A 22,683-nucleotide genomic window follows, 5' to 3' on the forward strand; every position below is an offset into this window, starting at 1 on the left:
TGACGCGTATGACCGAGTATTTGGACGTATACGACGAACGCGGCAACCGCACGGGCACGGCGCTCCGCAGCGAAGCGCATGCGCTCGGCTTGTGGCATCAGACGTTTCACTGCTGGCTTGTCCGTCGCGGCGAGGACGGCAAAGCCTATGTATTGTTCCAGCGGCGCAGCGAGCGCAAGGACACGAATCCGGGACGCTGCGACATCACCGTCGCGGGTCACCTGGCGGCAGGGGAAACGGTCCGGGACGCCGTGCGGGAGATGGAGGAGGAAATCGGCTGGTCCGTGCCGTTCGAAGCGCTCGTGCCGTTCGGCACCGTTAAGGAAGAGAACGCAGGGATGGCGGGCGGCGTCCGGTTCATCGACCGGGAGATCAGCCATGTGTTCGGCTGCCTCGTTTCGCGGCCGCTAGAAGAGTTCCGCCTTCAGCGGGAAGAAGTCGCCGGCTTGTACGAGGCGGAAGCGGAACGGCTGATCGCCTTGATGGAAGGCAAGCGCGCCAGCATGGAAGTACGCGGCGCAGAAACCGCGGAGGGCGAAGAAGGGCTGCGTCCCGCAACGCTGACGCTGACGGCGGACCGCTTCGTCCCCCGCGACCGCGGTTATTACATTCGCGTATTCCGGTTTCTCCGCGAGCTGGCGTTGTCGGACAGCGGCGGATTCGGCAGCGGGGGCTGACCCGTCCGCGCCAGGCGGACCGGCGTCCATTCGAGCTTGCCGTCCCGCAGCTTGCCTTCCCGCCAAATCCGCTCCGCCGGATGATAAAACAGCACTTCCAGACGGCCGTCTCCGTCCGTATCCCAGATGCGGAAGGGGCGGCCGTCGTCCATCGGGCCGTAGCGGCGGCTGTCGCCGACGACGCTCCATTCGAGCGACACGCCCCCGGCGTTTCCCCATTCAGGCGGGGTGCCCCCGTTTTGGGCCGTTTCGGGCGAGACGATCTCGGTAGGTGGGCGTTCAGGCGTTGGGGAGTGCTCGTCAGGTGACCGTTCTGGCGGGACGCTCCCGGTATGTGCCCGTTTAGGCGAAACGGCCTCGGCGTCGCGCAGTCCGGTTTTCGATTCCGGCCGTCCCAGCCACCAGCTCCCGTCCCAAACATGGTACCGGAGCACTTCCCGGTCGTCCTCCCAGAACTTCCCGCACCAGTGCCCCGTCCCCTGCCGGAACTGCCCCAGGCCTTCCCAATTTTGCCACCAGCGGTCGATCATGCCGTGAATGTTGTAGAACACGGTGGAGCGCGGCGCAATGTCGAGATCGTTCAAATCCGGCTCGCCGTAAAGCAGCGCCGCTTCCTGATGGATGCAGCCGTGCAGGCTGGACGATTCGATAAAACGCCCGAGTTCGTCCGCCGAGCGAAACGTATCGGGACGCAGCAAGATTCGCGCCTCGGCCTCGCGATTGTAGCAGGGCGCCTGCCGGATCGGCTCCGGCACGCTCACCCACGGCTCGACGAGCCTGGGGTCGTAGCCTCTGCTGCGGTACCAGGCAAGCGCTCGCGCAATGAAGCTGCGGTGAAACCGAAGAAACTCCAGGCCGTAGCCTAGCGGAACCAACTGCGGGTCCGCCACGTGATGCTGATGGTGCCAATGCATGTGCTCCTGCAACAGGTCTGCGGGGAAATCCGGTATTGTCGGCATCTTCTGCAGGCACTCCCCTTTCCGACCGGCGTACGTTCTTGCCATCAATATATGCCCGGATTGGGCGGGAGGGTGCATGCCTATTCTCGTTCCCCGCGGCAACAGGCGGGTCGGTTCTGCCGCTTTAAACGCTCAATCCAGAATAAACCGCATCATTCGAATCATGGGCATCATTCGCTTCATTCGCTCGGTCCCGCTTCAAGCGGACCGTTTTTTAATGCTTAAGCAGCAACTATTTTTCCCTGTCGCCGCTTTTTCGCAAACGCAGTTGCTCTTATGGCAATTCAAAGCCCGGCCGCACCCATTTTCGGCGTAAAACCGGGCTCCAGTTGCTAGAATCGCACTTCCATCGCCGACTCCCGCAGAAGATGCTGACGCAGTTGCTAGAAAGACACTTACGACCGCTTACAGCGGCCTGTCATGATTCGGGATCCTTTTTCGCCAAAAATAAAAACGGCGGGGCTTGCAGCCGCCGGTCCGTTATGTTCGCCAATGGGGCGATCGATCATCTGCTTAGGGTTCAAGCGGAAGGCCGGCCGCTTTGCGCACTTCGTTGGCCAGCCGGTGGAACTCGGCCTTCGATTCCTTGGAGGGCGCCGCAAACCAGGCTGCCGACAGGAAACGGATGATTTTTTCCGCGTCTTCTTTGCTCATCGAAACCTCCTCCTTTCCGCCGCCGGTCTTTCCTTCGGTATTCCACCAGCCTTCGCCGCCGTACGATTCGTTTAAATCAACGGTCGCTCCGGCCAACCTGACGTTGTTGGAATATTGGTAGATGTTCGCGTTTGCGCTTTTCTTGCCCCGGCTCCAAGCGTAAGTCTGCCAGAAGTGCCGGCAAGCGCCGCGACGAGCCATCTCCTCAATGACGGCATACGAGCCGTAAACGCCAATCTGGTAATCCGGAATCTGCGAAGCCGCAGCCTTCAAATAAGCTTCGATCGCGTTGTAGTCCCGCGGCTGCGCGTCGTAATCGACCGCGAAATAGATGGCGCTGCCCGCGGGCTGGCCGATGAGCTTCGCCTCCGCATTGGCGGCCGCGCCGTCGGCTCTGCCGTTCGCCGCTCCTCCCGCCGGGCGATTGGCGGTCGTCTCGAAAACGGACACCACCATCATGCCGGCGTTCGTGATCGCTTCCGCCTCGCTCCTTGTCAGCCGCTTCCAGGCGTAACCTGGCGGCACCAGATACCGCGCCGCGAAGGCGTAGCCGGCTGCGGCAATCGCTTTGGCCGTACCGGCGGTCAGCGGGATCGCGCAATCGATTCCTTTAGCCATCGGCTGTTGCCTCCCTTCGGGTTGCCGGTCTGAGCGATCCCGGCCGCCGACCGCATCTCGTTTGCCATAAACGCCCATTGCGCGCTGGGATTGTCGGCCACCGGTTGCCGCCCTCCTTTCGTTTACGTTTGTCCGCTTTTTTCGTCGCCCGATTCCTTGTTTGTTGTACCGTCCCGGTTTGCTCGTCCCTTTGGCGCTCGGATTTTCGGTAATCACCGGGTTTTCCGTCAGCTTCCCATTCTTCGTCTTTATCGTATCGGTGCTAACGAAAAAATCGCGGCATCGTCTTATGGTTGTCCTTATTTTATGCGGCTGATGCCTGAACGGAAACGGCGTTCGTCTGCGCAAGGAATCTGGGCGTGGCGTGTGAGCATAAGAGGTAAGCGGCGGCAAGGGCAGGCGGGCGAAAAGCGGAGCGAGCGGTTTTGTTGGCTAAAATCCAATTTGTCCATACGAAAACAACCCGCTTTCACCACTCTTCGCCAAGGCCGGTCAAGTCACGCTTGGTTCGTGTCCTCAGCGGATTTTTCGGCCCCGACCGTCCCATTCTTCCTGCCGCTTGCTCCCGGCGGATGGAGCGCCTTGTTCTGCATCTGTCCGGCCGCCGCCGCGACCAGAAAACCGTTCGCCAGCGCGAGCGCGTACACCCGCCAATCCGTGTAGTGGTTATCGACCGCAAGCTGCGCCAGCAACAGCACCAGAAACGCGATCGCGACCGCATACAGGTCCGTCGGCAGCCATTTCAGGCAGCGGCTCACCGGCTCTTTCGTATACTGAACGATAAGAAACGTCAGCAAAGAAGCTCCCCCCATCGCGGAGAGAGCTTGCCACGTGAACAATTCACCCGAGTCCATTTTTTAACCTCCCTGTCCGTCCAATCGGTCGAGCCGCTGAAGCGCCTGCTTCGCCGACTCTTCCACCCGCGTCACCCGCTCGGCCAAGGCGTCAAAGCGCTGCCCCTGCGCCCGCTGCTCGAGCCGAACATCGTCGACGCCCCGCTTGATGTACTCCATGTCCGCCCGAAGCACCGCGTCCTTGCTGGCCTCGGCCGCCGTGTCCTCCCGCAGCATCCGGGATCTTCCCGACCACCCTAATACAATTCCGCTGATGGCTGCCGCGACGGAGATGACCGCCGCAATTCCCGTTACTTCCATCCCTCCCCCTCCTTCCAATCAAAAAAGCCCCGCTGAGCGGACTCCCGTTGTGTCATTCTGCCTGTTCGAGCGGCTGTCCGTCCGTGCCGAGACCGAGCGTTTCCAGCGCGTCTTTCACCGCCGGCCGAATCACTTCGGGAACTTGGTCGAATGTACGGCGTCCGGCTACGATCAATTTTGCGTAGACGACTGCAATGGCCACAGGATCATCTCCTCTCTATGAAATTAAAAAGAGCCGAAGCAGCGGCGGACTAAAGTCATGCCAAGTTCACGCTTGCTCGGCTCCCGTATTTTGTAGCGCCAAAACCATTTCGTACAATTCGGCCATGGATTCCATAAGGGTGAGCTTATCGGCTTCGAGCTGGGCTATTTGCTCCGACAGGGGTTTCTGGAAAACCGGCTCGGCCCCCGGATCGGTTTCCGGATCGTCGGGGTCCGGGTAGGAGAATACCAACTTCGGCTCATCTCCGCTGACATCCACCCGGTAACCGGAGCAGGTGGCGAAATCTTGCGCGTACTGGCCGTATTCCAGTTGCAGCATGCCGACGGTTTCAGGGACTCGTTCCGCGAGCGACTTGTAAGCGGCGAAATCCTGTTCGACCGTCGTTTCGACTACGTCGCCGGAACGCTCGCCGGTGTCCAGGATGATGTTTCCGGTGGTGCGATCATAATAGATTCTGCGTCCGATTTGCATATTAATCCTCCTTTATTCAATTGCTACCCAACCAACCGTCAAGCCTGCGAAGCGATCATATGCAAAGTAAAAACTTCCTCCTGATATAGTAACGGAATATGTCGGCCTTTCCATCCCGATTGTACCCGAAGGAATGTACATGACAATCACCGAGTGATTTAAGTTAGGGAATATTGAATCCCTCCTATAAATATTTCGATAAGCATAAATAGAGTCAGCGGCTTCAAGAATTACATAGGTCGGAGTAAAAGCTAACCCAGCTACATCGATTCTCCCCGCCGCATTACCTATAGCTATCCCACTGGCAAACCGTCTGCCCACGATGGCCGTTCCTGTGACGCCGAAGATGCTTGCCCCCGAGACGATGTTTTGAGGCGCTAGGTCGCCACATGCCGCTTGTAACTGAGCCGTTGTAACCCGGATTTCCCCGTCACCGGCCCCGCCTTTTTGATAGCCCCTTTCGGGGTATACTGCAAGGTCCCCGTTAGGCCATCTAGCCGTGCCGGTTGCGTTACGGATGCCGGTCAGATTAGGCATGTTCCCTGTGATCTTCTGCCCGTTTACGTATGCCGTCTTTCCGGACAATATGTCCCCTGCGGCGGCGTTGGCGTCGCTGGTAAACGATCCCGTTACGTTAAAAATCTTGGTTCCAGACTTGATATTAGCCGGACTCAGGTTACCTTCTGGCACGTCGAATTTTACTGTCCCGTCGGAATAACCTCTCGGAATCGTAACTGCTACTCGTTGATCTTCATTGTCATTTTCCCAGTCCAAAAGCTGCGAATATGACGAGTATCGGCATCGTCCCATTCACAAGCCCGTTTTCCGTTCCGATGGTCTTCCCGGCCAATACATCCGCCGCCGTCGCTGTGCCGTACTCCCCCCCTTCACCCTGTAAAATAAAATTTGTGCCGTCGTAAACGAGCGTATAGACACCACTGGCCTTAAGGTTTCCAGCCGCTACATCGTTTCCATTTGCCTTCTTGATCGACTTGGCCCCGAGTCCGTTTACGTTGAGCGTCGCCGCTCCCGTGTTGGCCGTATGCACTTTAATTGTCACCCGCATACCCGATACAAGTGCGGTCGGCGCCGGGTTAAGCGTCAGCGTGTAGGCCGTGCCGGTTCCCGCCGTCGTGCCGTAGCCGAGAGATGTGGATTTGACATCGTTTATAGCGTTTTGTACAAACGCCGTCGTCGCGATCTGGGTGTTGTTGGTCCCTGCTGCCGCAGTCGGTGCGGTTGGCGTGCCGGTAAAGGCAGGAGATGCCAGCGGCGCTCTTGTCGTATCCGTCGGGTGCCGGTGATCCTCTCGAGCATATGCCGTACTGGTGCCGACCGCGGCTGTACCGTCCATGAGCGGCGTTGCCGTACCGGCGGTTGCTCCGTCTGTGATTCCATCAAGTTTTACCTTGTCCGCCGCACTCATAAACCCCGCCGCCGACGTCGTCGCCACCGCATGCGCCGTACCGCCCGACCCAATATGCGCCGCTAAGTTCGATTGAACGGCGCTTACTTTTGCATCAGAACCTGCAGTTGTCTCAATTTCTGTCCACTGCTGCCATCCGCTAGTTGTATACCCGCGCATGAACGCTCTGTTGCTATTGTAGTGGAAGAAAATCTGCGATGGTCTACCCTCGCGAGCAATATGGAGGAGGGAACCGTCAGCGCTCACGTCCGCCGGAGTATTCAAAGTGGTTCCTACCTTGCAAGTATAAAAACTTGTAGGAGAGGTAGGAGAAAGATTAGCGTCAGCCAAAATAGGACACGATGTAGCACCGAGCCCAAATTGTGTAATGGTGTCTAAACGAGCGACATGCGATCCCAAAGTAGGGACACCTACGCTAAATGTTCCGTCAGCATTCCGGATCGGTATACGATCTGCTACCGCTGAAGACGTTGCTCCGTGTACGGCTGTCGCATCCATATGCGCTTTGGCCGCTTCAAGCGTCGTCGCAGGGGCCGTGCGCCAACTGCTTTTGCCCGTGATCGCCTTGATCATGTAGCCAAGCCAGCCGAACAGGCTGGTCAGCGTGCCGCTGTCGCCGGCCGGCGCCGTCGTGTCCGTAATCGTCCGGTTTCCGATGACGGCATCCGTAGCCGAGCCCGCTCCGGCGACAAGCTCGAAGGTCAAAGCCGTCGTCCCGAGCGTGATGGGGCCGGTGTTGGACAAGCGCCATTGCTTTTTCCCGTTGGACGAGCCTTCCTTGACATATACCAAAAGGCCGCTGGCCAATTTGCCGGATACATCGGCATCGGTTGCCCGGGTCCAGGGACCTTCCGCTGCCGTATAAATGCCGTTCTGACTGCCTGTCGTCTGGTTTTTGACCAGCACCCGGTCGCCCGCGGCAAGCGCGACGCCGTCAATCGTTTGCAGCCCCGAAAGCGTGATATTCGCGGTCGTGGCCGCCCGAACGTCGGCATTGACCGCCTTTAACCCGAGCGCGGCGTCGATTTTGTCCCAGTTGTCGTTCAGCATCGTCTGGATATTAAACGTGTCGGCGCCGTCGGTCGCGGGGTTTTTCTTCAACAGATTCCATAACGATGTAAAGACCGGCATGATATCCCCCTCCTACCCATCCAAAAACGGCGCGAAGTCCGTTAGCGGATGGCTTTGAAGTTGATTGATCGTCATTTGATTCACTTCCGAGACGGTCAGATAACGATAGGCGTATTGAACCTCGAGATGAGCGGGCTTCACCTCTTCGATCGCCGCTTTCAAATCGTCGAGGTTGGGCGGCAAACCGACGCTGTCGACGAACTTGACCGTAAAACGGTACAAAGCGGGCTGCTGCGTCACTTCGATTTTGCCGTTGGCGTAGGATTCCCCGATGCTTTTCAGCAGCTCGACCGTCACCGTTCCGGTTCCCCGTATTTTGGAAATCAGGTAGCTTCTGCGCTGATCCAAGGGTTTGGACGCATCCGTTTCGATGCCGAACTCTTTTTCCCACACATCCAATCCCCAAGTCGCCGTCCCCACAAAAAACTGGTCCAAAATCTCGTCCAGCGCCCGCTGCAGCCGATCCAGCTCGGTTCCCTGGGCATCCGCAATCGCGCTCATGATCCGGGACGTGGCGTAATACCCCGGCAAATAGGTCATGATCCGCCGGCCGCTAGCACTCGTCACCCCATCAGACACGGACATTCACCGTCCCGGCGACGGCCACCTGGCCAAGCCCGATCTCGATGTTGCCCGTCCCCCCGTTCAGGGTGAGTTCGGAAAGATCCACGATCTGCGGAATGTCCAGCAAAAACGCCGAAAGCCGCGAATACCGCACGACCGAATCGGCAAAAGCCAGCTCCCGCAAATAATCCCGCAAAGCCTGGGCAATCGCGCTCTGGGCCTGGCCCAAAGTCGCTCCGGAGACCAGCGTCAGCTTCGCGCTGACGTTAATGGGGATTTCCTCGGCGGAAGCGACGGTGACGCTCGCTCCGATCGGCGCTTTGCCCGATCCGGCCGCGGGGTCGGGCGCGATATAGTTTTGCACCGCTGCCACGAGTTCGCTTGAAGCCGCCCGTTTTTCCTTGTCGATGATAAAAACCTTGACCGTTCCCGGCCCGTTCCACAAAGGCTGCACCTGCACGCCTCCAACCCCGTCCACCTCGAGCCCCCACTGCACGTAGTCCGCCTTGTTGCCGCTGGTTCCCGGACTCCGGACTTTGAGCATCAGCCGCTCGAGCAGCGAAGCGTCGCTTTCGGCCTCCGCTCCGCCGGTCGTGGCAGCCGGATTGGAAATGCCCGTCACGCCGGGAATGGACGAAACGGGAACGTTGATCGCGCCGGCCGCCACATTGCCCAAGCTGCCCGCCTCGACCGCCTTGATGCCGACGAGGGCCGTTCCCTGCGCGTTCAAAACCGCCTCGGCCGTCGTTTCGAATTCAATCGAAGGCGTCCCGCTGACCGGGTCCGCGGAAGTGGCCACACGCGTCCCTGCGAGGACGGTTGTCCCCGGCTCGCCGCTGAATTGAACTTGGCCTTCCGCCGCTTTGGCGGGACGGCGCGTCACCCCGTGCTCCTCGCAGCGCAGATCGAGATAGCCGCCAAACGTCGTCGAGGCAAAGCCCCGCCTCAGCACCTCCTGCGCCCAATTCGCGGACATATATAGTTCATAAGCGGCAGGAGCCAGCGAATCCCAAATAAAAGACCCTTCGGACTTGTCCACATGGTCCGGCACCCGCGCCAGCATCCGCCGGCGAATCGCTTCCTCCGTCTGGTCCTGCAAAAAATCCGGCAAATCCGCCATACCGTCACCACGCTTTCCGTAATCGCGTCCTCGGCGTTCCGGGACGCATGAATGAGATGAATGAACGAAAAACCGCCCGCTCAGACGAACGGACGGTGAAGTTGAAGTAGGGATGCCGTTGCGGTTTCAACCCACGCTCCCGGCAAGGAGCGGCAATACGGCTCCCAAATCCATTAGCTTCAATCACACCGCATTCACCAGACTGCCTTGCAGCACGATCGAGTCGTCCCGCACGCTCCGCGCTTCGCAGGTGAAGAAGCATTGATCCCCCTGCCAGTCGAACGCGAAATTTCCAACCGACTCGGTTCGGGGGTCCGTCATCAGCGTTTCGGTCGTGATGCGCATAATTTCGCTCTCCACGGCGGAGCGCGACAGGCCGAGCCCGATCAGCGTTTCGAACTCCTGGCCGTAATTGCGCGAATAGACAAGGTAGCGGTACCGTTCGGTCTGCAGCGCCTTGCGGCACCACTCCAGCCACGCATCCGCCCCTTCCGCTTCGGCGATCCGGCCGGTAGGCGTCAGCACGAACTCCCCCGCGTCATAATCGAAGCGAACCCCGCTGCCGAACTTGACCTCGTTTTCCTCGGATTCCGCCGCCTCGACAGCCGCCTCTTCTTCCGGAAACAGATTAGCCACCCGCGCCCACCACCTTGCAGACGACGACGGCTTGGCTGCCGTTGTTCACCGGCACCGCCAGCACCCGGTCGCCCGCGCGCAAGCCTTCCTGCCAGTTGAGCCGCACTTCCTCCACTTCCGTCTCGTCAAAGTCAAAGCGGATCGGCTGCGACACACTCGCGCCGGGCAACGGCGTTCCGTCCGCCTGAACCGGCGTCGTCATCGTCCCCGTCAGCGAAAACTTCGGAACGTGCAGCTTCGCCAGCCAATCCGCCACCAGATAGTCCGGGATGGCGTGATTAAACGAATCGAGCTTCAGCCCGCCCCCCGTAATCGTCCCCAGCTCGGCCGGCAAGCCCGACACCGCCTTGGAGGCGAGGCCGGCCATGCGGCTTTCGAGCGTGGACACGAGCTTTTTGAACGGATCAGACACAGAAGTCCCTCCTTACTTTCGGCTCCGTGGACAGCTCCAGCTCCATATGTCCCGGCGTGCCCAGCCGATGCTTGACGTAATGAACGATCAGGTCCATTCCGTTCAGCCGCACCTTGTCGCCCGCGCGGATCGTGTTGATGTCGGGAGCCGTGACCGAGAACGTTTCCTGCATGCCCATCAGCAAATTTTTGGCGGCTTTTTGCGCCTGGGCGACCGTTTCGACCGAAGCGTCCTGGAGCACCTTTTGCAGCGTGCCGTATTTGGCGGTCTCGCCTTTGACCACGGCCAGCACCGGAGACAGCTTGTCGTCCCCGCTTTGACAGCCCAGCACCTTCACCTGCGTGACCGCGCCTTCCAGCGTCCGGGTCTGGGCCACCGACTCGACCTCCGCCAACTCCCAAACTTCCGCATTGCCGCCGATTTTCACCAAAGACAGCCCTTCCGGCGTCATCCGGGCCCTGTACAGGTCCCCGCCTTTTTCCGCCGTCTCCTTCAAATCTCCCTGGATCATGGAAAAAATCGACTGGCTTCGCTTCATGCTCCGCGCAAGCGTAATTCGGGTATCGGGAACGCTGCCGACCGGAATGCCCCATTCTTTGGCGTACAGCTTCAGGCGTTGCGATGCGGTCTGCCCGGCGGGCATAAGCCGCTCGTCCTCGGACTTGGCCAGGTAGATCGTCCGGTCGTAAACGGTGACGGTCATTCGCTTGGTTCCGCTGTTGAAGCTTGTGCATTCCCATACCATGCCGGGGTGGAGCAGGTATTTCATGCCCGTCGAGCCGTACGGGACGCCCGAAATCCGGATGGGTTGCCCGGGCGCGATCCCCGGAAAATCCGGCGTAACCGCCAGCTGAATGCTTGCCCGGTACGCGATCTCCTCCAGCGAATCTTCCAGCGTGATCTCTTCGATCAGGTCGCGAAGATAATATTTGTCGGCCAACACCACCTCGTAGCTCATGGCATCACCAGCTTTTGTCCGGGAAAAATGCGGTTCGGATCGCTGCCGATCAGGGCTTTGTTTTTCTCGTAGATGGCGCTCCATTTGGAGCTGGAGCCCAGCTCCCGCTTCGCGATGCCCGACAGCGTGTCTCCCGCCGCGACCGTAACCACCTTCGGCACCGGCTTCGTGTCCGGGCGGGCGGCTTTGGCTGCCGAACCCGAGGTTCCCGAGGCGGCCGCCGCGGTGCGCACCTTCATCTCCCGCCAGGTCCGGAAGGTGACGTCGAACGAGATGTCGCCCGGCTCGCCCCCTCTGAACACGGACGTGTGAGCGGCGACGAACACCAGGACGTTGACCCCCGTATCCGTAATGAGGAGCCGCACGGGCTGCTTGCTGTTCATCCAGATCGTCAGCCTATTCATGGCGGTCCGGGGATCGGGAATATTCCGGTAACGGCAGTAGGAAGGATCATAGGTTTTGGGAAAAAAAGAAGAGAAGGCGATTTCCTTCACCTTCTCCTGCTGAGCCGCGTCCACTTCGCCGAGCGACAAAAGGTTGAACGTCTCGAATTGCTTGTCGCGCCGGATCGAAATCTCTTCCGGATTCACGGGGAAATGAAATTTCTCTCCGGAAGCGTCAATGAGATAAATGTCCATGTGCGCTCCCCTCTTTCAATGGACCGACCTGTATGTTAAACCCTGTTTTCCAGGGATTGTTGAATGGAAGCGGACAGCTTGGCGGTAATTTGCGCCGCTATGGCGTTGTAGTCCAGCTCTTGTTCCTTCACGGTCAACTGGACCGCGCCGGCCGCCACGCTGATGTTGATCGGGGCAGGCTGTTGAATGACCGGTCTCGCCCCCGCTGCCGCACCAGCCGCCGCAGCCGGTGCCATGCCGACCCCGAAGGCCGGGAAAGGCTGCGGAGCCAGACTCCGGGACCTGGGGGCAGGCAAAGCCGCCGGTTCGTTTTCTTTGCGGAAAAGACTCGCGAGCTTGCCGAACAATCCGGTGATCAAGTCGCCGGAAAGGCCTCCCGCCGCTCCCAACGCCAGCGCTCCGATTCCCGGCAAAGCCGCGCCGCCGGCCGCCCGGCCCGCCAAACTTCGGGCTGCCGTACCGACGGCGGCATTTCTTCCTTTGAACAGCCCGGCCGCCCCTTGGATCAGTCCGCCCACGGTCGCCGCCAAGGGCAATGGCGCCTGCTGGCCGCCTCTGCCAAACAGCCGGGTAAAGAGGTTGCTCCGCCTTGGGCCGGCCCGGTTCCGCACGAAGCCGCCAGGGGATGAGGCTTTTCCGCTTTCGTCAAGCCCGGGGGCCGTGGCCGTTTCCGAACGGCTGGGCAAAGGAATGACTTTGCTTTCGCTTTTTGCCGCCGCTCCCGTCTTTTTCTTCTTTTTGCCAAAGGACATAAATCCTTTGATTTTGTTCACGGCTCCGCCGATTTTTTCGCCGACCCATTCGCCGGCCGCGCTTCCGGCCATGCCCAACGCCGCGGTGCCGATACCGGGCAGCACGAACGATCCGATCGCTGACCCGATCGCCCCGCCGGCTATGCTCCCGACCGTACGGCCGATCGCCTTGTTTCGCTCTTTGCCCGGCCTGGTCGACGCAATGTCGGCCACATCCGCAATGACTCCGAGCGGGCGCGCAATTTTGCCGGCGGCTTTGAAGGCTCGCTTGGCCCATGACCCGACTCCGCCAACCGGCCCCGCCACGATGGCCGCTGAAGGCAGCTCGCGAGCCGGTCTGGCCGTTTCGGAAGCCCGTTTGGCGGCCGCCGTTCCCGGGAAAGCAACGACTTTGCCCGACGATTTGGGAACGTCCGAACCTGGGCCCGCGGCGGGTTTGGATGGCGGCAAACGCTTGATTTCGGCCGGGGTGTCGACCTCAGGGGGCTGCGGCAATCTCGTTTTTCCGGGCAGCCGTTTGATGTCGGGAAGCTCAGGCCCCTCGGGAAGCCGGGGAATTTCCGGCAGCCTCGGCTTTGCTGTCTGCGGCAGCGGAAAGCCGACGACATCCGGAAGCTTTTCCGCTTTGGGCACCGGCATGGCCTGCGCTTGCGCTTTGTTGGGATCGGGGCCCCGGAATTTGTCTTTGCATTTGCACTCGCAAATGCACTTGACGATGACGGAAGGCGGATTGGAAGGCGTATTGGAAGGCATGATGATTTGTTTCAGCAAGTCCTTCGCCGCGTCTTTTAAGGTGTCCTTAAAGAACTCCAACCCTTCTGTGAGGATGTCCTTCTTATCGCCATCCGGGCTGCCCTTACCGTCCGCGCCGCCGCCATCCTGCCTGCCGCCTGCTATCCGAACCGCCGCAACAAGGTCCAGCCTGGCCTTTACGTCCACGGCCACCTTGACCGTCGCTTCGATCACGGACTTTATCCGTTTCAGCACTTTTTCGTCCAATTCGATCTTGGCCTTCACGTCCAGCGCGGCCTTGACGGTCGTTTCGGCCATCGACTTGATGCGCTCAAGCGCTTTTATGTCCGCCTCGAACTTCGCCTTCAGCTTCACTTCCCAGGACGCGCTTGCCAGCATGTCCAGCTTCTTGCGAATGTTGGCGATCGGGACGCACAGGCAGTCGCTCAGCGCAATGCCGATGCGGACCCGCTTGCGGCTGAGCGCGTCGAGGCGCCGAAAGAGGCGCTCCATCTTCGCGTCCACTTTATCGAACGTGGTCAGCGTGAGCTTGCCGAGCAGCTCCGTCCCTTTCCGGAGCTGCTCCGTCCGCTTCCGCAGCCGCTCCAAATACTTGTCCAGCGTGCGGAGCGAGCCCGCCGCCTTGGACATACCGCCGGCATCGATAACCATATCGATTCCGGCCCGTTTCTGTTCAGCGATCTCATCCACCTCCCTTCCGTCCGGAGGACGCCGCCTGCTCCGCTTCCAGTTCGAGCTCCATGCTCGCCATCAGGAACAGCTGCTCGCCGCGCGGCAGCCGCCAGAAGACGCCGGGGCGAAGGTGGTGCCGCACCCAAATCGCATGCAGCATGCCCGCGATCGCCCCGGTGCGGATCAGTTTTTTACGTCTTCCAGCTCGGTGTTGAAGCCGGACAGGTCAAGGACGACATCGCCGAGCGCGGACAGTTCGCCCGCGAGCAGGATGCGCTTGATGACCTCCTCCGCCGTGCTCGCCTGAAACTTCGCGAGCAGCTGCGGGTTGCCCCAGTTCGGGGAAACGGTGCTCGCCGCGATCAGCGAAACGTTGAACAGCTCCTCGTCCAGCCGTTCGATCGTCTGTCCCCGCTTCTCCTTGCGCTCCGTGCAGCGCTCGCGGATGCCGAACACCTGCTTGCCGGTCAGCCCACGCAACTTCACCGGAATGCCGAGCCGCTCCAGCAGCACCGTCCGCTCCGGAAGCGTGTCGGCATCAAGCAGGCGCTGCAGCACCTGCTCTTCCGTCAACAACTCCATTTCCGTCGACATGTCTTCGTCCTCCTCGCGATCGTAACGTTATCGTCAGCTTGCGACAATCGGGTCGAGCAGCTCGTAGCCTTCGAAGGTGAAGGCCGTCTCCTCCGTGACTTCCTCGCCCGCCGTCCAGTTGGCGAGCTGGATTTTGTCGGCCACGCAGCCGATCAGCTTGATCCGCTCGAAGCCGTAGCTTTCCGGATCGGCCAGCTTGTTGATGATTTCGAATTTCGCAAAGCCGCGGCGGATCATATCGCTCGTCACCTTGAAGCCGCTCATCGTGCCGGTGCCTTTTTTGGCGCCGAGCTTGTGGACGGTCCACTCCGCCCCCGACAGCTTCAGCTCGCGCTTCTCGACTTCGACCGAAGCCTCCAGATGGTTGATGTTCGTCTGCCACACCCCGTCGATGAACACTTGCCCGTAAGTGCCGAGAATGGCTCTGGTCGGATCCATCATGTTCCGTTATCCCCCTTATTGCACGACAAACGTGCCGAAAATTTGTTCCACCACGTCGGTGAGTTTCGCTTCCCACTTCAGGAAGACCTGATCGGGTTCCGGCGTAAACGCCGGATCGACGTAAACGTCGTAGCCCTCCGCTTCGATGACGCCGGCCTGGGCGAGCGTCTGCAAATACTGCTTGCACGCGCCGATCAGCGCGAGGCGGCCTTCTTCGGTGTTGTTCACCTTGCCGATGTAATGGTCCTCGGCCGTACGCTGCAGATCCGAATTGATCGTGTCGATGACGCGGATCGTCCGGATTTTTTTCCAGGCGTTGCTTTGATTTTCGCCGGGCGTCACCAGCGTGTTGATGCCGCGAAGCGCCTTGACCTGCCGTCCGTCGTGGATATGCAGGAAAACGCCGCCGCGAACGGCCTGCTCCTGCTCGGAACGGGTCCAGCGCCGGGTCACGTCCTCGAACGGAGCGGACGCATACGTCGTCGACTGGTTCAGGCTCTGGCCCGCGATCAGGCCGGCGACGTAAGCGGCCGTCTGGGCGGAGCTGTACTCCACGCCGGCCAGCTTCACGCCGGTGCCGACGTTGACGACGCCTTCGCTGTTGAAGCCCGCGCTGCGGGCGATGGCCTTGCTCACGGCGTCGGCCGCTTTGTCGTCCGCGGCGGAGCCGCCGACGACCAATACCGCGCCTGCGCCTTCCTCGCGGATGCGGGCAATCCAGGCCGCCGCGCTCGCAAGCAGCGCCGCGTCGGATACGCCGTCCAGCGCCACGGTGTTGAACGATTGCGTCTCGAATTCGGCAAATGCGGAAATATAGTCGCTGTTCGCAGTGCCGGAAATCCCCGATTTGCCTCCAGTCAGAACCGCTCCGGTTACGCTGGCGAGCGTGCCGTTGCCGTCGTCCGTCTTCGTCGCGACGATCCACTTGTTGGCGGCGTCGCCGTTAATCGCCTCGACGGCCGCCTGCACCGAACCGTCCGCGAACGTGAAGGTGCGAAGCAGCTTCGTGCCTTCGTACAGCTTCAGCTCCTTCATCCCGGCATCGGCCGCGCTTGTCTGCACCGTCACCCGGAACTTGTTGCCGCGCTCGCCGCTGTATTTGGCTTCGAGCTTCAGCACTTCCGCCGGCGTCGTCGCGTTGTCCGTAAGCGTGATCGAAGCCTTCGCGTCCGTGCCGTCTGTCAGCCGGTACGCGAGCAGCTTGCTGGCGCCGCCCAGCAGCGCGAACTTCAGCGTCGTATACGCCGTCGCGCCGCCGCTGTCGTCCGCCGAGAACGTCTCGATCGCCTCGTTTTCATTCGCAAGCTCCACGATCTGACGCACCGGACCCCAATGCGCCTTGACCGGGAGGATGACCGTCCCCCTCGCTCCTTGTCCGATCGCGGCCGTCGCCGCCGAACGAAACGCCATATAAAAGCCGGGCAACACCGGCAAATCCGTCGCACTCCAGTTGCCTCCCGCCATCTTACTTCACCTTCCTGTCCAAAAATTGATTGACGAAACGTTTCGCTTCCGCCACCGTCAGCTCTTCCTTGTCCACGCCGTGCAAGGCGCCCGCCAGAACCTCCGGCGGCACGCCGAACAGGACGGCGGAGCTTGCCGCGAGCTCCTCGCGGCCGTATTTGGCGGCCGTAGCCGCCGGTTTCTTCTCTGCCACAGAGCTTCACCTCATGACCTGATTTCGTTGAAAAACACTTCCCGCATCAGCGGAGCGTCGGTTGCGAAATGCTCCCGCTTGACCCGGCGCGACAGGACGACCGTAAGCTGCCCGTCCCTGACGGGATCGGCGCCGAATCTTACCTTGCTCTCCTCCACGGCAAGCCACCGCCGGTCCGCCTCGGCCAGCACGATCTTGCCGTCCAGCTTCAGGCTCGAGGCAAGCCGCGACGCCGCCTCCCGCTCCTCCTGGTCTGATCGGCCCTCCACGTGGCCGATCAGGCGCTTGCGGACGACCAGCGCCGCCGCGTTGCCCGCCCCTGCCTCCCAGCCGTCCAATCTCCACAGGACGGCGGGACGGCCATAGGAGCTTGGCCATTCGTTGAGGCATACCTGCCAGGGCTGCCCGAGCTGAGCCGCCGTCCAGGCGGCGACCGCTTCCAGCCAAGGATCGCTCGGCGCCGTCTCGGCCATGGCGGCCGGTTGAACGGCGTCCACCGCGAACCTCAGAGTCCGCGAAAGCGTCTGCCGCTCCTCGTCCACGCGGTCCCGGCCGAACGAACCGATATACCGGCAGAAGAAGACATCCCCCGTATCCGGGTCCGTCAGCGACCGCTCGTCCAGCGACCGGATGACGGCTGCAGCCAGGCGGTCCACCGCGTCAAAGCCCGCCGTCCCGGCTTCGTGCAGTTCCACTTCGTAGCGCCGCCGAAACCCCGGAAACCCGCCGCTCCCGGTTTCTCTGCCCTGCCGAACGACCAGATAAGGCTTGCTGATCGAGGCGTAGTCCTCATGGGGTTCGAGCACCCGCCCGCCGATGTCGGGAATGTCAGCGGACAAGCGCTGACGGATTGCGTGTCTCATGACGAACTGCCACATCCTTTGCCGCCATCTTCGCTAAGCCTCCTACGCTTCGTTTTTGGGAGGAGAACATTTGTTCGCTCCTCTCGTCTATAGGTGGCAATCGTACGACATCATCCTACGAGAAAAACCGAGCCGCCGACGTTCGCCGCGATTTTCCGCTGCGCTCTGAGCACGTAGGTCGATACGCTGGACTTGCTGATGCCCAGAAGAGCGGCGATTTCCGCGTAGGAATAGCACTGGGCATGGGCCAGCACGTAGCATTCGCGCTCCCGCTCGGTAAGCCCCCGCAGCGCGGCTTCGATCCGGCGCCGGCGTTCCTCCCCGCCTTCATCGGCGACTTCTTCCTGACGGCAAACCGGAGCAACGGCAGGCAAACGGGACGGATCGGTCAAAATCTCCCGCTGCACGCCCGAACGCCGTTCGATTCCCCTCCGGTTGCCCGGACGCCTGCCCGTCTCCAGCCATTCGATGACGTAACTGCAGCTGTCGATCATTTCGAGCACCAGCTTGCGCTGCCGTTCCAATTCGAGCCATCTGTCCATTTGACCGGCCGAACGGATCGGCTCCAGGGCCGCGATTTCCCGCGTCAGCCGGTCGGCCGCAAGCAGCAAGCCTCTTCTCGTTTTCCGGTAATTGTCGGCCGTCGCTTTTCCCAAATCGATCGTTTTGCCGCAGCGTTTCGCTTCCTTCTCCATTTCCTTCGCCTCGCTCCCTCCGCTTTTTTTGCCAAATTGGCAAACCAACCCTATTCCAAAACCATCGCGACCGAATAAACATCGTTCCCAGACAATTCCATAATGAGAACGTGTGTTCGATTATAGTTTGCCAATTAGGTAAATGTCAATCTATTTTTGCTATTTGAAATTTATTGTTTTGCCAAAAAGGAAAATATGATAAAATGGAATCACCTTAATCCCGAAAGAAGGAAGATGTTCATGACGCTGGGCAAGCGCCTTCGCGAACGCAGAGAGAGCATGGGCAAGACGCAGATCGACGCGGCCAGGGACCTTGGCATCAGCAACGTGCAGCTCTCCCGTTACGAATCCGACGCCCGCAAGCCCGAACCCGAGATGCTGATCCGATTCGCGGAATATTACCGCACGACGGTCGATTATTTGCTCGGACGGACCGACGAGGCGGACCCGGGCACGTCCGAAGCGTTCGAGGAATTTATCCGGAACCCGGAACACGGCGTTTTTTTCAAAGATTATTTGGAAGCCCCGGAGGAGCGGAAAGCGGAGATGCTCCGGTTTTGGGCGTTCATTCGCGAGAAGGAGAAAGGCCGCAAGCCGGGAGACCGGCAAGGGGAATAAGGCGTCCGGGAGGCATGAGCAGGCGGCGGATGCGAGCCTTTCGCGGGAAACGAACAGGCAGTAGAGGCGAGCCGAGCCGCCGAAATGAGGACGCAAGCGCAGGAAAGATCAAAAAACGCAAAATAACAGGCCCATCTGGGCCCTTATTTATCCTGAAAAGACGAACATACATTCCCGTTTTTCGATGAGGTGCTCGCATGCTTCGATATTATCGCCCGACTCCATTCGAACAGTGGATTGAAAATCTGTGGCGCAAAGCCGGTATTCTGACGCCGGGACAATTGACGATCGACGAGGTCGCCTCCCGCCTCAACGTGTGGGTTCACTATCTGGACGTGACGAGCCGAGCGCTCGAATGGATGGGCATGCGGACCATCCTGATCGACAAGCGGCTCGGCCGCGCCGAGCAGTGGGCGGATTTTCTCCACGAGCTGTGCCATATCCTGCGCCACGCCGGCAATCAGACGCTGATGCCCCGATCGTTCCTCGAGCACCAGGAAGCGGAAGCGAACCGGTTTACGCTGTACGCTTCCATGCCGTATTACATGCTGAAGGACATGCCCTTGCCCGAGCGGAAAAACGAAGCCGTCGCCTACATCGCTTCGCGGTTCGGCGTCACCTTCGCGATGGCAAGCCGCAGGCTCGAGCAGATCCAGCGGCGGACGTTCGAAGCGATTCTGTGGGAGGAGTTCGAGCGGCACGAGAAGCTGCAAGCCGGCCGCGGCTGCCTGGTCGGCGATTGGGCATAGACATGAGGTTCGCCGTCCCTTTCGCGGGGAGCCTGCCCGGGCCGGAAACGCCGGAACTTGGCGGCGTCCGTGCCGGTCCGGGCGGATCTTTTTCGTTCTCACGATCAGTATGCCGAAACCCCGATTTTGTCGATGATCTCCTTGATAAACGCCGGCTCGTCCTGCGGGCCGCGGGACGTGATCAGATTGCCGTCCACGACGACCTCCCGGTCGACGAACGTCCCGCCCGCCGCTTCGATCTCGCCCCGGATGCCGGGGTAGCCGGTCAGCGTTTTGCCTTTGAGCAGACCCGCACTCGCCAGCACCTGAGGGCCGTGGCAAATGGCGGCGATCGGGACGCCCTTGTCATGCGCCCGCTTGACGAAGCCGAGCACCGCCTCATCCTCGCGGAGCGCCGCCGGCGATTGCCCGCCGGGGATCACGACCGCCTCGTAATCGTCGGGATTCGCTTCTTTGGCCGCAAGATGGGAGCGGTAGGCGATCGTTCCCTTTTTCCCCTTCAACTCTTTGTTTTTTTCCAGACTGATAATGACGGCGTCGTTGCCGTTTTCGACAATCGCGTCATAAGGGTTCATCATCTCGGAGTCTTCGTAACCGTCCGCGAGCAGGAAGGCGACTTTGCGGAGACTTTGCTTCATGCTGTTCACTTCCTTTTGCCGTTTGCGGTTATATTGCCCAGCGGACCGGCATACGAAACCAGATAAAACGCAATCGGCCGCAAGCCGCATGTCTTCGCGAAAAAAGCTCCCCCCGCCTAAAGCGTGGAGAGCCTTCAAACCATCCGCCCGCGCGTTTAAGTCCGGGCATTCTTCTGGCGAAGACGGTCGACGTAGATGGCCATCACGATGACGATGCCCTTGATGATCAGCTGCCAGTAATACGGCACGCTAAGCAGCGTCAGGCCGTTGCTGAGCACGCCCATGAACAAGGCGCCGAACAGGCTGCCGAAGATGGTGCCGACGCCGCCGCTCAGGCTCGTTCCGCCGAGGACGACGGCCGCAATGGCGTCCAGCTCGTACCCGGAGCCGACGTTCGGCTGGCCGGACAGCAGGCGGCCCGCGAGGATGATGCCCGCGATGCCCGCGCAGATGCCGCTGATCGTATAAACGCCGGTCATGCGCGGCACGACTTTGATGCCGGTCAGATGCGCCGCCTCCGGGTTGCCCCCGATCATGTAGACGTTGCGGCCGAACACGGTATATTTGAGCACGACGAAGAACACGGCATAGACCAGGATCATAATGATAATCGGAATTGGAACGGGACCGAGATAGCCCTGGCCCAGATTTTTAAACGTTGAGTTGGTGAGAATAAGCGGGTAGCCGCCCGTCACGACGTACGCGATGCCCCGCAAATACGTCATGCTTCCGAGCGTGACGATAATCGCGGGCAACCGTGATTTGGCGGTCAAAAAGCCGTTGATATAGCCGGCGACGCCGCCGACCGCGATGCCGATCAGAATGGCGGCCGGCGCTGGCAAATACTGCGTAAAGTAAACCCCGGTCACGCCCGAAAGCGCGACGATCGCCCCGACGGACAGATCGATGCCCCCGGTTAAAATCACGAAGGTCATGCCGGCGGCGAGAATCGCGTTAATCGCCGTCTGCCGCGTCATGTTCATCATATTGGACCAGGTAAGGAAGTTCTCGTCCAATACGGCGAACAAAACGCAGATGAAAATCACCACGACGAAGATGCCCATTTTGTCGAGCATGCCGCTCAAGCGAAGCGGCGAGCTCCGCTTCCCCGCCGCGCTCTCGATGGAAGTCGAATTGGCGCTCATGACACTTGCCCTCCTGTCGCATGCAGCATGATCGTTTCCTGATTGATCGCGGAATCGCGAAGCTCGGCCACGAATCGGCCCTGCCGCATCACGTAAACCCGATCGGCGATGCTTAAGATTTCCGGAAGGTCGGACGACACGACGATGATGCCCAGCCCGGAGGCGGCCATCTCCCGGATGATCGAATAGATTTCTTCCTTGGCCCCGACATCCACGCCGCGGGTCGGTTCGTCCAGCAGCAAGACGCGGGGGGCGATCGTCAGCCAGCGGGCGATGATCGCCTTCTGCTGGTTGCCGCCGCTCAGGTTGACAATCCGCGTGTTCAAGGAAGCCGTCTTGATCCCCAGCTTCTCGCGGTAGTCCCGCTCGAGCTTCTCCTTGGCGGACCGGCGGATAAATCCGGCCCTGCCGGCCTCGCCGAGCTTCAGCACGCTGATGTTTTCGCCGACGCCCAGTTGGAGGAACAGCGCCTGCTCCTTGCGGCTTTCCGGCACCAGCGCGATGCCGTGGCGAATCGCGTCGCGCGGGGAGCGCAGCGTTACGGGCTTTCCCGCAAGCCGGATTTCGCCCGCGGCAGCCCGGGTGACGCCGAACAGATTCAGCAGAAATTCGGAGCGGCCCGAGCCGACAAGCCCCGAGATGCCGACGATTTCGCCTGGATACAGGGTAAGCGAAGCGTCGGCGAACCGCTTGCCGTCGGATAAGCCGACGGTTTCCAGCAGCGGCGTTTCCGAAGTTCGCGCATAGGTCGTTTTGACGGTATTGAAAATGTGGGACACGTCCCGGCCGACCATCAGCCGGACCAGCTCTTGGGCGTCGGTGTCTTTCGTCGCCTTGGTCGCGATCCATTGCCCGTCGCGCAGCACGGTGCAGCGGTCCGAGATTTCGAAGATTTCCTCCATCCGGTGGGAAATGTAGACGATCGCCACGCCGCGGGCTTTCAGCATGCGGATCAGCGCAAACAGCCGTTCGATCTCCTTGCCGGTCAAGGTTGCGCTCGGCTCGTCCATAATGATGACGTCCGCCCGAATCGACAGCGCTCTCGCGATTTCCACAATCTGCTGCTGCGCGACGCTGAGCGTGGACACCTTGCGCTTCGGATCGAGATCCGAGCCGATCGATTCGAGCAGCTCCTTGGCGCGGCTGTTTATCTCGTCCCAGCGGATGAAGCCGAACCGGCTGCGCGGCAGGTCGGTGCCCATCAGCACGTTCTCGGCGACCGACAGATTGGCGGCCAGCTTCAATTCCTGGTGGATGACGCTGATTCCGCTGTTTCTCGCCTGCTGGGGACTTTGCCACTGGACGATTTGGCCCCGGTATACGATCTCGCCTTCATCCGGCTTGTAGACCCCTCCGATAATCTTCATCAGCGTGGATTTGCCCGCGCCGTTCTCGCCGACAAGCGCATGAACTTCGCCTTTCCGCAGCTCGAAATGAACGTTGTCGAGCGATTTGACGCCCGGAA

The 22,683-nt window shown here is 60.6% G+C and carries 30 protein-coding genes; 4 read left to right on the forward strand and 26 right to left on the reverse strand.

Annotated features, from left to right (window positions below):
- Positions 1-8 precede the first annotated feature (8 nt).
- Positions 9-677, forward strand: a complete 669-nt coding sequence (locus F560_RS23010; protein ID WP_019005725.1) for an NUDIX hydrolase — start codon at positions 9-11, stop codon at positions 675-677.
- On the opposite strand, the gene F560_RS26060 is transcribed toward F560_RS23010, so the two are convergent.
- The gene (locus F560_RS26060; protein WP_020621278.1) at positions 605-1,636 is read right to left on the reverse strand and encodes a tyrosinase family protein; all 1,032 of its coding nucleotides are present in this window, start codon (positions 1,634-1,636) and stop codon (positions 605-607) included. The two genes, F560_RS23010 and F560_RS26060, sit on opposite strands and share 73 nt — an antisense overlap.
- Before the next feature lie 76 nt (positions 1,637-1,712).
- Between F560_RS26060 and F560_RS0110680 the strand changes: the two genes are divergently transcribed.
- A complete protein-coding gene (locus F560_RS0110680; protein ID WP_019005727.1) occupies positions 1,713-1,952 on the forward strand; it encodes a hypothetical protein in 240 nt (79 codons plus the stop codon).
- A 197-nt stretch (positions 1,953-2,149) separates the two neighbouring features.
- On the opposite strand, the gene F560_RS0110685 is transcribed toward F560_RS0110680, so the two are convergent.
- From F560_RS0110685 to F560_RS0110790, 22 genes are all read right to left on the reverse strand, one after another.
- Positions 2,150-2,908, reverse strand: a complete 759-nt coding sequence (locus tag F560_RS0110685) for a glycoside hydrolase domain-containing protein (protein ID WP_019005728.1) — start codon at positions 2,906-2,908, stop codon at positions 2,150-2,152.
- Positions 2,875-3,009, reverse strand: coding sequence for a hypothetical protein (locus tag F560_RS26445; protein WP_019005729.1), 135 nt, complete (start codon positions 3,007-3,009; stop codon positions 2,875-2,877). The genes F560_RS0110685 and F560_RS26445 overlap by 34 nt, the downstream gene beginning before the upstream one ends.
- Positions 3,010-3,405: 396 nt before the next feature.
- Positions 3,406-3,762, reverse strand: a complete 357-nt coding sequence (locus tag F560_RS0110695) for a hypothetical protein (RefSeq protein WP_019005730.1) — start codon at positions 3,760-3,762, stop codon at positions 3,406-3,408.
- Between the two features lie 3 nt (positions 3,763-3,765).
- Entirely contained in the window at positions 3,766-4,062 is a 297-nt protein-coding gene (locus F560_RS0110700; RefSeq protein ID WP_019005731.1) for a hypothetical protein, read from the reverse strand.
- A 52-nt stretch (positions 4,063-4,114) separates the two neighbouring features.
- Positions 4,115-4,264 carry a CD1375 family protein gene (locus F560_RS25935; RefSeq protein ID WP_019005732.1) on the reverse strand — a complete coding sequence of 50 codons (150 nt, stop codon included), beginning with the start codon at positions 4,262-4,264 and terminating at the stop codon, positions 4,115-4,117.
- Positions 4,265-4,330: 66 nt separating this feature from the next.
- The gene (locus F560_RS0110710; RefSeq protein WP_019005733.1) at positions 4,331-4,756 is read right to left on the reverse strand and encodes a hypothetical protein; all 426 of its coding nucleotides are present in this window, start codon (positions 4,754-4,756) and stop codon (positions 4,331-4,333) included.
- Positions 4,757-4,768: 12 nt separating this feature from the next.
- A complete protein-coding gene (locus tag F560_RS24600) occupies positions 4,769-5,341 on the reverse strand; it encodes a hypothetical protein (RefSeq protein WP_211214116.1) in 573 nt (190 codons plus the stop codon).
- Between the two features lie 172 nt (positions 5,342-5,513).
- Entirely contained in the window at positions 5,514-7,313 is a 1,800-nt protein-coding gene (locus F560_RS26065) for a pyocin knob domain-containing protein (protein ID WP_019005735.1), read from the reverse strand.
- Between the two features lie 12 nt (positions 7,314-7,325).
- Positions 7,326-7,892 carry a YmfQ family protein gene (locus F560_RS0110725; protein ID WP_425393280.1) on the reverse strand — a complete coding sequence of 189 codons (567 nt, stop codon included), beginning with the start codon at positions 7,890-7,892 and terminating at the stop codon, positions 7,326-7,328.
- Entirely contained in the window at positions 7,885-8,997 is a 1,113-nt protein-coding gene (locus F560_RS0110730; RefSeq protein ID WP_019005737.1) for a baseplate J/gp47 family protein, read from the reverse strand. Before F560_RS0110730 ends, F560_RS0110725 begins: the two co-directional genes overlap by 8 nt.
- A 183-nt stretch (positions 8,998-9,180) precedes the next feature.
- On the reverse strand, positions 9,181-9,633 hold the full coding sequence (locus tag F560_RS0110735; RefSeq protein ID WP_019005738.1) for a DUF2634 domain-containing protein: 453 nt from the start codon (positions 9,631-9,633) through the stop codon (positions 9,181-9,183).
- Positions 9,626-10,045, reverse strand: coding sequence for a hypothetical protein (locus F560_RS0110740; protein WP_019005739.1), 420 nt, complete (start codon positions 10,043-10,045; stop codon positions 9,626-9,628). The genes F560_RS0110735 and F560_RS0110740 overlap by 8 nt, the downstream gene beginning before the upstream one ends.
- Positions 10,038-11,003, reverse strand: coding sequence for an XkdQ/YqbQ family protein (locus tag F560_RS0110745; protein WP_019005740.1), 966 nt, complete (start codon positions 11,001-11,003; stop codon positions 10,038-10,040). The genes F560_RS0110740 and F560_RS0110745 overlap by 8 nt, the downstream gene beginning before the upstream one ends.
- The gene (locus F560_RS0110750) at positions 11,000-11,641 is read right to left on the reverse strand and encodes a LysM peptidoglycan-binding domain-containing protein (protein WP_019005741.1); all 642 of its coding nucleotides are present in this window, start codon (positions 11,639-11,641) and stop codon (positions 11,000-11,002) included. Before F560_RS0110750 ends, F560_RS0110745 begins: the two co-directional genes overlap by 4 nt.
- A gap of 35 nt (positions 11,642-11,676) precedes the next feature.
- Positions 11,677-13,836 (reverse strand): hypothetical protein, encoded by a 2,160-nt coding sequence (locus F560_RS0110755; RefSeq protein ID WP_026298217.1) that lies wholly within the window; start codon positions 13,834-13,836, stop codon positions 11,677-11,679.
- Positions 13,829-13,978: a hypothetical protein gene (locus tag F560_RS25940; RefSeq protein ID WP_019005742.1), complete on the reverse strand. Its 150-nt coding sequence runs from the start codon at positions 13,976-13,978 to the stop codon at positions 13,829-13,831. The genes F560_RS0110755 and F560_RS25940 overlap by 8 nt, the downstream gene beginning before the upstream one ends.
- Before the next feature lie 23 nt (positions 13,979-14,001).
- Positions 14,002-14,412 carry a phage tail assembly chaperone gene (locus F560_RS0110765; protein ID WP_019005743.1) on the reverse strand — a complete coding sequence of 137 codons (411 nt, stop codon included), beginning with the start codon at positions 14,410-14,412 and terminating at the stop codon, positions 14,002-14,004.
- Positions 14,413-14,445: 33 nt separating this feature from the next.
- Complete coding sequence (locus F560_RS0110770) at positions 14,446-14,853, reverse strand: phage tail tube protein (RefSeq protein ID WP_019005744.1); 408 nt, start codon at positions 14,851-14,853, stop codon at positions 14,446-14,448.
- A 15-nt stretch (positions 14,854-14,868) separates the two neighbouring features.
- Positions 14,869-16,317, reverse strand: a complete 1,449-nt coding sequence (locus tag F560_RS0110775) for a phage tail sheath subtilisin-like domain-containing protein (RefSeq protein WP_019005745.1) — start codon at positions 16,315-16,317, stop codon at positions 14,869-14,871.
- A gap of 1 nt (position 16,318) precedes the next feature.
- Positions 16,319-16,510: a YqzN/YkzM domain-containing protein gene (locus tag F560_RS0110780; protein WP_019005746.1), complete on the reverse strand. Its 192-nt coding sequence runs from the start codon at positions 16,508-16,510 to the stop codon at positions 16,319-16,321.
- 11 nt (positions 16,511-16,521) lie between these two features.
- Positions 16,522-17,373 (reverse strand): hypothetical protein, encoded by an 852-nt coding sequence (locus F560_RS0110785; protein ID WP_026298218.1) that lies wholly within the window; start codon positions 17,371-17,373, stop codon positions 16,522-16,524.
- Between the two features lie 110 nt (positions 17,374-17,483).
- Positions 17,484-18,068 (reverse strand): sigma-70 family RNA polymerase sigma factor, encoded by a 585-nt coding sequence (locus F560_RS0110790; protein WP_019005748.1) that lies wholly within the window; start codon positions 18,066-18,068, stop codon positions 17,484-17,486.
- A gap of 240 nt (positions 18,069-18,308) precedes the next feature.
- On the opposite strand from F560_RS0110790, the gene F560_RS0110795 reads away from it, so the two are divergent.
- Both F560_RS0110795 and F560_RS0110800 read left to right on the forward strand, forming a co-directional pair.
- Positions 18,309-18,686 carry a helix-turn-helix domain-containing protein gene (locus F560_RS0110795; protein WP_019005749.1) on the forward strand — a complete coding sequence of 126 codons (378 nt, stop codon included), beginning with the start codon at positions 18,309-18,311 and terminating at the stop codon, positions 18,684-18,686.
- Positions 18,687-18,883: 197 nt separating this feature from the next.
- Positions 18,884-19,435: an ImmA/IrrE family metallo-endopeptidase gene (locus tag F560_RS0110800; RefSeq protein WP_019005750.1), complete on the forward strand. Its 552-nt coding sequence runs from the start codon at positions 18,884-18,886 to the stop codon at positions 19,433-19,435.
- 104 nt (positions 19,436-19,539) lie between these two features.
- Here the strand turns inward: F560_RS0110800 and F560_RS0110805 are convergent, their stop codons facing one another.
- The 3 genes from F560_RS0110805 to F560_RS0110815 all read right to left on the reverse strand — a co-directional run.
- The gene (locus F560_RS0110805) at positions 19,540-20,073 is read right to left on the reverse strand and encodes a type 1 glutamine amidotransferase domain-containing protein (protein ID WP_019005751.1); all 534 of its coding nucleotides are present in this window, start codon (positions 20,071-20,073) and stop codon (positions 19,540-19,542) included.
- A gap of 155 nt (positions 20,074-20,228) precedes the next feature.
- On the reverse strand, positions 20,229-21,218 hold the full coding sequence (locus tag F560_RS0110810) for an ABC transporter permease (RefSeq protein ID WP_019005752.1): 990 nt from the start codon (positions 21,216-21,218) through the stop codon (positions 20,229-20,231).
- On the reverse strand, positions 21,215-22,683 hold a 1,469-nt coding region (locus F560_RS0110815), incomplete at its 5' end, for a sugar ABC transporter ATP-binding protein (protein WP_019005753.1). The genes F560_RS0110815 and F560_RS0110810, both read right to left, overlap by 4 nt.

Origin of the sequence: Cohnella laeviribosi DSM 21336, assembly GCF_000378425.1 — a bacterium.
GTDB lineage: Bacteria > Bacillota > Bacilli > Paenibacillales > Paenibacillaceae > Cohnella > Cohnella laeviribosi.

Coding starts and splice junctions, on each gene's coding strand:
- F560_RS0110730 (WP_019005737.1), bottom strand. CDS start 8,997: ATGGCGGATTTGCCGGATTTTTTGCAGGACCAGACGGAGGAAGCGATT.
- F560_RS0110685 (WP_019005728.1), bottom strand. CDS start 2,908: ATGGCTAAAGGAATCGATTGCGCGATCCCGCTGACCGCCGGTACGGCC.
- F560_RS26060 (WP_020621278.1), bottom strand. CDS start 1,636: ATGCCGACAATACCGGATTTCCCCGCAGACCTGTTGCAGGAGCACATG.
- F560_RS0110765 (WP_019005743.1), bottom strand. CDS start 14,412: ATGTCGACGGAAATGGAGTTGTTGACGGAAGAGCAGGTGCTGCAGCGC.
- F560_RS0110775 (WP_019005745.1), bottom strand. CDS start 16,317: ATGGCGGGAGGCAACTGGAGTGCGACGGATTTGCCGGTGTTGCCCGGC.
- F560_RS0110790 (WP_019005748.1), bottom strand. CDS start 18,068: ATGGAGAAGGAAGCGAAACGCTGCGGCAAAACGATCGATTTGGGAAAA.
- F560_RS0110785 (WP_026298218.1), bottom strand. CDS start 17,373: ATGAGACACGCAATCCGTCAGCGCTTGTCCGCTGACATTCCCGACATC.
- F560_RS0110795 (WP_019005749.1), top strand. CDS start 18,309: ATGACGCTGGGCAAGCGCCTTCGCGAACGCAGAGAGAGCATGGGCAAG.
- F560_RS25940 (WP_019005742.1), bottom strand. CDS start 13,978: ATGCTGCATGCGATTTGGGTGCGGCACCACCTTCGCCCCGGCGTCTTC.
- F560_RS26065 (WP_019005735.1), bottom strand. CDS start 7,313: ATGCCGGTCTTTACATCGTTATGGAATCTGTTGAAGAAAAACCCCGCG.
- F560_RS0110700 (WP_019005731.1), bottom strand. CDS start 4,062: ATGGAAGTAACGGGAATTGCGGCGGTCATCTCCGTCGCGGCAGCCATC.
- F560_RS0110745 (WP_019005740.1), bottom strand. CDS start 11,003: ATGAGCTACGAGGTGGTGTTGGCCGACAAATATTATCTTCGCGACCTG.
- F560_RS0110810 (WP_019005752.1), bottom strand. CDS start 21,218: ATGAGCGCCAATTCGACTTCCATCGAGAGCGCGGCGGGGAAGCGGAGC.
- F560_RS0110680 (WP_019005727.1), top strand. CDS start 1,713: ATGCCTATTCTCGTTCCCCGCGGCAACAGGCGGGTCGGTTCTGCCGCT.
- F560_RS0110710 (WP_019005733.1), bottom strand. CDS start 4,756: ATGCAAATCGGACGCAGAATCTATTATGATCGCACCACCGGAAACATC.
- F560_RS0110695 (WP_019005730.1), bottom strand. CDS start 3,762: ATGGACTCGGGTGAATTGTTCACGTGGCAAGCTCTCTCCGCGATGGGG.
- F560_RS0110805 (WP_019005751.1), bottom strand. CDS start 20,073: ATGAAGCAAAGTCTCCGCAAAGTCGCCTTCCTGCTCGCGGACGGTTAC.
- F560_RS23010 (WP_019005725.1), top strand. CDS start 9: ATGACCGAGTATTTGGACGTATACGACGAACGCGGCAACCGCACGGGC.
- F560_RS0110750 (WP_019005741.1), bottom strand. CDS start 11,641: ATGGACATTTATCTCATTGACGCTTCCGGAGAGAAATTTCATTTCCCC.
- F560_RS0110800 (WP_019005750.1), top strand. CDS start 18,884: ATGCTTCGATATTATCGCCCGACTCCATTCGAACAGTGGATTGAAAAT.
- F560_RS0110770 (WP_019005744.1), bottom strand. CDS start 14,853: ATGATGGATCCGACCAGAGCCATTCTCGGCACTTACGGGCAAGTGTTC.